Raw genomic sequence first — 7,072 nt, forward strand, 5'->3', positions numbered from 1 at the left:
GACGACAGCGTAGTACCTGTGGTACTTGCAAGACTGCTCGGCGACAAGGCGTTTCTAGATATCCTCACCCACTTCCGCTTCCCGCGTTTTGCCGGTGCTTTCGGCTGGATGCTCAAACCACTTATAGCCCATCGGCTGTTTCGTGAGTTCGCCGACGTGACCTCGGTGGCGACGTTGCAGGACAAGGTCGAGTCCTACGTCGACCACACCATCGAGCGCGCCACCGACGGCGTGACCTACACCGGTGTCGAGCAATTCAAGTCCGGCAGCGCCTATCTGTTCATCGCCAACCACCGCGACATCGTGATGGATCCGGCCTTCGTCAACTACGCCGTGTACCACGCCGGCCTGCCGACGCCGCGCATCGCCATCGGTGACAACCTGCTGCAAAAGCCGTTTGTCAGCGATCTGATGCGTTTGAACAAGAGCTTCATCGTCCACCGTTCGATCACCGGCCGCCGCGAGAAAATGGCCGCGTATCAACTGTTGTCGGCGTACATCAACCATTCGATCCGCAATGATTGCGCCTCGATCTGGATCGCTCAGGCCGAAGGTCGGGCGAAGGATGGCGACGACCGCACCGAGTCGGCGATCCTCAAGATGTTCCACATGAGCCGCAAGGATGAGCCGTTCGGCGAAGTCATTCAGTCGCTGAACCTCACCCCGGTGTCGATCAGCTACGAATACGACCCGTGCGACCAGGCCAAGGCCCGCGAGCTGTACATCCGCGCCACCACCGGCACCTACGCGAAAGCGCCGGGCGAAGATGACGTGAGCATTGCCAAGGGCATCACTGGTTACAAGGGCCGGGTGCACGTGAACTTCGCACCGCCCATCACTGAGTTGTTCGAAGACACCAAGCAATTGGCGGTCGAGATGGACAAGCAGATTCTCGGCGGCTACCGCTTGTTCCCGGTGCATTACCTGGCGTACGCGCAATGGGCTGATGCGGATCCGCAATTGAATGTGCCGAAAGCTGCCGAGGTGTTTGCGGCGGATGAATTGGCCAAGGCGCAGGAAGAATGGCAGAGCCGACTGGATGCGTGCCCTGCAGAGCATCGTCCGTATCTGGTGCTGCAATATGCGACGCCGGTGCGTAACCAATACCGCGTTAAGGCCGGGTTGCCGCTTTAATCAACAGCGCTGAGCAATTGTGGCGAGGGGATTTATCCCCGCTGGACTGCGCAGCAGGCCCTGTTTTTCTCAGGTAAAAACTGGGGTCGCTGCGCGCCCCAACGGGGATAAATCCCCTCGCCACAGGTTTTGCATCAGATTCAGTAACGCGTGCTGATCCACGAGACGATCAGTGCCAGCCCCAGGCAAGCAAAACCAAATCGATAGAAAAACCGGTTCATGCGCAAGGTTGCCCAATCAAGAATGGGCTCGGCGTTCGGCTGCGCGTTGCGCTGGGCGGCGATGCTGGCCATCGCGCGCTGTTCGCGGCGGCGCGTTGCGTGCAGCAGCCAACTGCCGGGAAACGCCAACAGCAGCGCCAGCAGGTTGATCAATTTGGCGGGATGGGCGGTAAACAGCGTCATCAAGTGCAGCGACATCACAGACCTCTATCTAAACCGGTATGACAGGCGCCAGATCGACGACCGCGGCGCGGATTCTAACCAAACCTTGGCTCCCTGCCCCAGCCTTTACGACAAATAACGTAACAATCGACCGATGGCTGTCCTGTGTCACGGCATCGTCATCTGGATAAACCAAGATGCGCGCCTCGAAACCGACAGGGAACGCGTCATGCTCCACGCCGAAAACCAGGATCGCCTCTACCTCATCACCCCGACCGACGAACAGCAAAGCCTCGTCGGCAGCCTTGCCTTCAATGTTCAGGATCGCCATTGGCTGGTGTATTGCGCGCTGGGCGGGCATCAGCATGCGGATTTGCCGGAGACGGATTTGTTGACGGGGGTTAGCGTGCTCGACTTCTACTCGCAGGCTGCCTGAAAAAGCAAAAGCACCCTCACCCTAGCCCTCTCCCGGAGGGAGAGGGGACTGACCGGGTTGTTTGGTCGAGGTACATCGACCTGGAAAACTCGAGTTGAACTCCGGCTCTGAAAAGCCCCCGATCGGCTCCCTTTCCCCCTCGCCCCCCTGGGGGAGAGGGGTGGGGTGAGGGGGTACGATTTCATGCCCCACAAAAAAGCCCGGAACCATCACTGGCCCCGGGCTTTTTCACATCCGCTGAAAGCTTACTCAGCGAGCACCTGACCCACGGTCGGATCCTTGAACAGGCGCGTCAGCGCATCGCTCAACACGTCGCTGACCAGTTTGGTGTTGGTTTCCTGGTTCGGCGCCATGCCGAAACGCTGATCCAGCGACGCGCCGTAACGGCCGCTGTAACGGCGGTTGGCGTTCTGCACGTCGGAGCGGAAGGTCGCGCCGATGGTGGCTTCCGTCACGTACATGCCTTCTTTCGGCGACTGGTATTTCAGCTCGGCCAGGGTCACGGTCAGCTGCGGCGCATTCGGCGCGTTGTTGGTCGGGGTGAAGCCCAACAGACGCACGGCGGCTTCAGCCTGAGCCTGCAGCTTCGGCAGAATCTGCTCGCGCTGCACGGTGATGGCGCTGGTTTCCGGGTACAGGCCGCCACGGGTGCCGAGGGTTGGCGACGGACGCCCGTCAACCACACGCACGACAACGGGTTGACCACGGCCGACCGCTGGCAACTGCGTGGTCAGCTTCGGCTCCGGATTCAGTTGTTGCGGGCTGTGGGCGCAGCCGGCCAGGGTCAAACCGGCCACAGTGATCAAACCGAACAACAGGCGTTGCAACATGCTCTTCTCTCCAGAATCAGGCACAAACAGGCCGGCAGTATAGCGGTGGGCCACTGCGGGTCACCAGCGTCACACGGTGAATACTGAAATGTCTGACACAGCCGTGGCAGGCCGGTTCCTGTCACGCCGCTGTCATCTGCCGTACATGTTGACGTCACGCCCTGCTGGCAACCTTCAAACAAGTCCTCCAGCAAGGTAATCGGCCATGCGTTATTTAATCTCGTTGTTTGCGCCACGCCCGTTGCACCGCAGCTTTGCCCTGCTCGACCGCAACGGCCATTGTCAGGCATTCAAGCAGTGCAGCCTGCAACCGATGGGTGACGGTTGGGTGGAAATCGAAGAAATTCGTCTCAACTGGTTGCACCACCCATTGCCCGCCAGCGCCCGCGTCATAGCGCCGCAGCCTCGTGCACGCGCTCAGGCGATGTTGAGCATCTGACCGGATGCCTAATAAAAGTCATTAAACACGACCAACTCCCCGCATTTCTTCGATACAATCTCCCCCCGATTATAAGGACGTCTCCTGATCGGGCCCCGCAACAGCGTCAATGCGCATCGCATCGACATCAAAATCGCCCACAGAGAGCCGCCCACACAGATCGAGTGAAGTTGGCGCGCTTGCCTGTTCTTCCGGCAAAAACCCCGCTTTTCGCGAATCTGCAGAGCTGTCATGACGCTCGGCCACCGCGTTGTTTTTGCCCTCGGGCAAGGTGCCAAGCCAAGACAGCCCTTTTTTGAGGTTCACGTCTTCAAAAGAGCGTGAAAAAAACGGGTTTTCACAACTTCACAAGAGTGTGGCGAGCAAATGAATAGTTTTGCGTCTGAACATGCACCATTAGCGTCTGGAACAGCCCAACGACACAGGACCGGGTATACCTCGAATATCGGAGCCTGAAGCCTGTCCGCTACGGATTTGGTTGCACAAAAACGGATGTCTCGACCATAAGTCGAATTGCCAGCTGCGTGCTGAAATGAGTTCATGGAGCTCTTGAAAGCCAGGCCGCATGCATCCGTCGAAGTTGCGAAAAATTGCGAAGATTCGGACATGGCGAACCTGACCACGGATAGCCTGGACACAATTGATCTGTCCCGGAACGCCTGGCAGCCATGCCGACAATTTGGTGCTGCAGATTTTGGAGACGCGTTAAATGGCGCATAACGAAGCAGTCGACGTAGTATTGGTTGGGGCCGGCATCATGAGTGCCACCCTCGCCGTACTGCTCAAAGAGCTCGACCCCGCGATCAAGCTGGAAGTCGTCGAGCTGATGGATTCCGGTGCTGCGGAGAGTTCCAACCCGTGGAACAACGCCGGTACCGGTCACGCTGGTCTGTGCGAGCTGAATTACACGCCGCAGGCCGCCGATGGCACCGTCGACATCAAGAAAGCCGTGCACATCAACACCCAATTCGAGGTGTCGAAGCAGTTCTGGTCGTACCTGACCAAGAAAGGCACCTTCGGCTCGTGCAAATCGTTCATCAGCCCGGTACCGCACCTGAGCTTCGTGCAGGGTGATTCCGGCGTGTCGTTCCTCAAAGAACGCTTTGACGTGCTGCACAAGCACCACGCCTTCGCCGACATGGAATACACCGAAGACAAGGCGAAAATGGCCGAGTGGATGCCGCTGATGATGCCGGGGCGCTCGCCGGACGAAGTTCTCGCTGCGACCCGCGTGATGAACGGCACCGACGTCAACTTCGGCGCGCTGACCAATCAGTTGCTCAAGCACCTGACCAGCGCTCCCGACACTCAGGTCAAATACTGCAAGCGCGTAACTGGCCTCAAGCGTAACGGCAGCGGCTGGACCGTCAGCATCAAAGACGTCAACAACGGCAACACTCGTGAAGTCGACGCCAAGTTCGTTTTCCTCGGTGCAGGTGGCGCGGCGTTGCCGTTGCTGCAGGCTTCGGGCATCGAAGAAAGCAAAGGCTTCGGCGGCTTCCCGATCAGCGGCCAGTGGCTGCGTTGCGACAATCCGGAAGTGGTCAAACAGCACCAGGCCAAGGTTTACAGCCAGGCCGCTGTGGGTTCGCCACCGATGTCGGTGCCGCACCTGGACACCCGCGTGGTCGACGGCAAGAAATCCCTGCTGTTTGGGCCATACGCCGGTTTCACCACCAAGTTCCTCAAGCACGGCTCCTTCATGGACCTGCCGCTGTCGGTTCGCGCCGGCAACATCGGGCCGATGCTGGCCGTGGCGAAAAACAACATGGATCTGACCAAATACCTGGTCAGCGAAGTGATGCAATCGATGGAACAGCGTCTGGATTCCCTGCGCCGTTTCTACCCGGAAGCGAAAGCCGAAGACTGGCGTCTGGAAGTGGCTGGCCAACGGGTGCAGATCATCAAGAAAGACCCGAAAAAAGGCGGCATCCTGCAATTCGGTACCGAACTGGTGTCGGCCAAGGACGGTTCGCTGGCGGCCCTGCTAGGTGCTTCGCCAGGCGCTTCGGTGACCGTTTCGATCATGCTCGAACTGATCGAGAAGTGCTTCCCGAATCAGGCCAAGGGTGAGTGGGCGGCGAAACTGGCCGAGATCTTCCCGGCCCGTGAAAAGGTGCTGGAAACCGATGCTGCGCTGTATCGCAAGATCAACACGCAGAACAACATCGCGCTGGAACTGGTTGAAGAAAGCAGTGAGACACCAAGCTACGCTTGATCACGCCGCATAAAAAACGCCCCGGACTCAGAGAGTGCGGGGCGTTTTTTTACGCGTGAACATTGGCAAGACTTCTGTGGCGAGGGGATTTATCCCCGCTGGGCTGCGAAGCGGCCCCAAACCTGCTGATAAGGTGTGTCAGGCAAACCGAATTTTCTGGTTCTGCGACTGCTGCGCAGCCGAACGGGGATAAATCCCCTCGCCACAGTTATTGGGGATACCTCAGGTACGGGACTTTTCGATCAGTTCGATGTAGTCCGGGGCATTACGCTGATCGGCGATCAGCTCAACAAAGGTCTTGCCCTGCTCGTCCTTGCCATCAACGTCATAACCGGCCTCCACGAAGAAACCCAGGAAGCGTTCGAAGTCATCGATACGCAGACCACGGTAAGCCTTGATCAGTTTGTGCAGCGACGGCGAAGTGGCGTCGACCGGTTCAAAATCGAGGAACAGCTTGATCTGCTCATCGCCGATCTCGTCACCAATCACTTGTTTCTTATCTTTACGCATTGCCGACTCCAGCTCGCAGACATTACACGGGGCGGGCAGTTTACCCCTGCCCTGCCGCCGGGCTCAACGCGAACGCGTGCTGCCGGTGTGCAAATCGGCCCAGATATGGCCGTTGGCGTAACTGAGGAACTGCACATACACGGTGTCATTGCGCAGCAGATCGATGATCACGCGGTATTGGGCCTGTGGATAAAACAACGTCAGGGTTTTGCTTTTGTCGTCGTAGATCGGCTTTTTCAGGCTTTTGCTTTCGCCGTCAAAATTGACCAGCACCTGCGTGATGGTCGCACCCTTGTTCAAGGATTTGCCCTTGAGGCGGATCAGCAGCGGTGACGTGACCGGAATCGGTTGCTGATTGGATTGACGTTGCGCGCCCACCACCACGGAATAATCGGTGACCTGCATGAGTTGCTGTTGCTCGGGCTCGGCATCGCGCACGGTCAGATCGTCCGGCGGCAGGAATTGACTGTGCATCGGCGCGGCGGACAGAGGCAGGCTGAAGATCAGGAAAAGCGCGGCGAGGCTGCGGATCAAGAGGCTCATGACAGGCTCCGGAGGGCGGGGCCGAGCACTCTAGCATGGGTATCGCGGATGGATCAGCACCCACAAAACTACTGTGGGAGCGGGCTTGCTCGCGAAGGCGACCTGACATTCAAAACAAATGTCGACTGATACACCGCTTTCGCGAGCAAGCCCGCTCCCACATTGGATCGGGGCGTAAATTACATGCCTTTAACGGCAAAAATCCCGTTGGCGTTGCGCCAGTAGCCTTTGTAGTCCATGCCGTAACCGAAGATATAACGGTCGATGCACGGCAAGCCGACGAAATCGGCTTTCAGGTCAGGACGCGCCTTGCGGTCGTGATCCTTATCGATCAGCACAGCGGTGTGCACTTTGCGCGCGCCGGCGTGTTTGCAGAAGTCGATGATCGCGCCGAGGGTGTGACCTTCGTCGAGGATGTCGTCGATGATCAGTACGTCGCGGTCGATGAATGAGACTTCCGGCTTGGCTTTCCAGAACAGGTCGCCGCCGCTGGTTTCGTTGCGATAACGGGTTGCGTGCAGGTAGGACGCTTCCAGCGGGAAGTGCAGATGCGTCAGCAGTTTGCCGGAGAAGATCAGG

At 58.4% G+C, this 7,072-nt stretch carries 10 protein-coding genes; 4 read left to right on the top strand and 6 right to left on the bottom strand.

The genetic code is table 11. The annotated features are described in order from the left end of the window. A partial coding sequence (locus ACIP1X_RS19980; RefSeq protein WP_400754530.1) for a 1-acyl-sn-glycerol-3-phosphate acyltransferase occupies positions 1-1,134 on the top strand: 1,134 nt, incomplete at its 5' end. Positions 1,135-1,274: 140 nt separating this feature from the next. Here ACIP1X_RS19980 and ACIP1X_RS19985 read toward each other — a convergent pair. After that, a complete protein-coding gene (locus ACIP1X_RS19985) occupies positions 1,275-1,553 on the bottom strand; it encodes a hypothetical protein (protein ID WP_053123707.1) in 279 nt (92 codons plus the stop codon). A 193-nt stretch (positions 1,554-1,746) separates the two neighbouring features. Here ACIP1X_RS19985 and ACIP1X_RS19990 point away from each other — a divergent pair, with 193 nt between their 5' ends. Continuing rightward, positions 1,747-1,953, top strand: coding sequence for a hypothetical protein (locus ACIP1X_RS19990; protein ID WP_027612213.1), 207 nt, complete (start codon positions 1,747-1,749; stop codon positions 1,951-1,953). A 245-nt stretch (positions 1,954-2,198) separates the two neighbouring features. On the opposite strand, the gene ACIP1X_RS19995 is transcribed toward ACIP1X_RS19990, so the two are convergent. Next, a complete protein-coding gene (locus tag ACIP1X_RS19995; RefSeq protein WP_008086137.1) occupies positions 2,199-2,783 on the bottom strand; it encodes a YajG family lipoprotein in 585 nt (194 codons plus the stop codon). Between the two features lie 205 nt (positions 2,784-2,988). On the opposite strand from ACIP1X_RS19995, the gene ACIP1X_RS20000 reads away from it, so the two are divergent. Further along, positions 2,989-3,222, top strand: a complete 234-nt coding sequence (locus ACIP1X_RS20000) for a hypothetical protein (RefSeq protein WP_053123709.1) — start codon at positions 2,989-2,991, stop codon at positions 3,220-3,222. Between the two features lie 69 nt (positions 3,223-3,291). On the opposite strand, the gene ACIP1X_RS20005 is transcribed toward ACIP1X_RS20000, so the two are convergent. Further along, positions 3,292-3,528, bottom strand: a complete 237-nt coding sequence (locus ACIP1X_RS20005; RefSeq protein WP_400754533.1) for a hypothetical protein — start codon at positions 3,526-3,528, stop codon at positions 3,292-3,294. Positions 3,529-3,931: 403 nt separating this feature from the next. On the opposite strand from ACIP1X_RS20005, the gene mqo reads away from it, so the two are divergent. Continuing rightward, positions 3,932-5,440, top strand: coding sequence for a malate dehydrogenase (quinone) (gene mqo / locus ACIP1X_RS20010; protein WP_053123713.1), 1,509 nt, complete (start codon positions 3,932-3,934; stop codon positions 5,438-5,440). A 222-nt stretch (positions 5,441-5,662) separates the two neighbouring features. Here the strand turns inward: mqo and ACIP1X_RS20015 are convergent, their stop codons facing one another. The 3 genes from ACIP1X_RS20015 to ACIP1X_RS20025 form a co-directional block, all read right to left on the bottom strand. Next, positions 5,663-5,950 (bottom strand): PA4642 family protein, encoded by a 288-nt coding sequence (locus ACIP1X_RS20015; protein ID WP_400754536.1) that lies wholly within the window; start codon positions 5,948-5,950, stop codon positions 5,663-5,665. A 63-nt stretch (positions 5,951-6,013) separates the two neighbouring features. Continuing rightward, a complete protein-coding gene (locus ACIP1X_RS20020) occupies positions 6,014-6,493 on the bottom strand; it encodes a hypothetical protein (RefSeq protein WP_400754539.1) in 480 nt (159 codons plus the stop codon). Between the two features lie 179 nt (positions 6,494-6,672). Further along, a partial coding sequence (locus ACIP1X_RS20025; RefSeq protein WP_400754541.1) for a hypoxanthine-guanine phosphoribosyltransferase occupies positions 6,673-7,072 on the bottom strand: 400 nt, incomplete at its 5' end.

The sequence above is a fragment of the Pseudomonas sp. NPDC088885 genome (genome assembly GCF_044750025.1).
GTDB classification, from domain to species: domain Bacteria; phylum Pseudomonadota; class Gammaproteobacteria; order Pseudomonadales; family Pseudomonadaceae; genus Aquipseudomonas; species Aquipseudomonas rustica.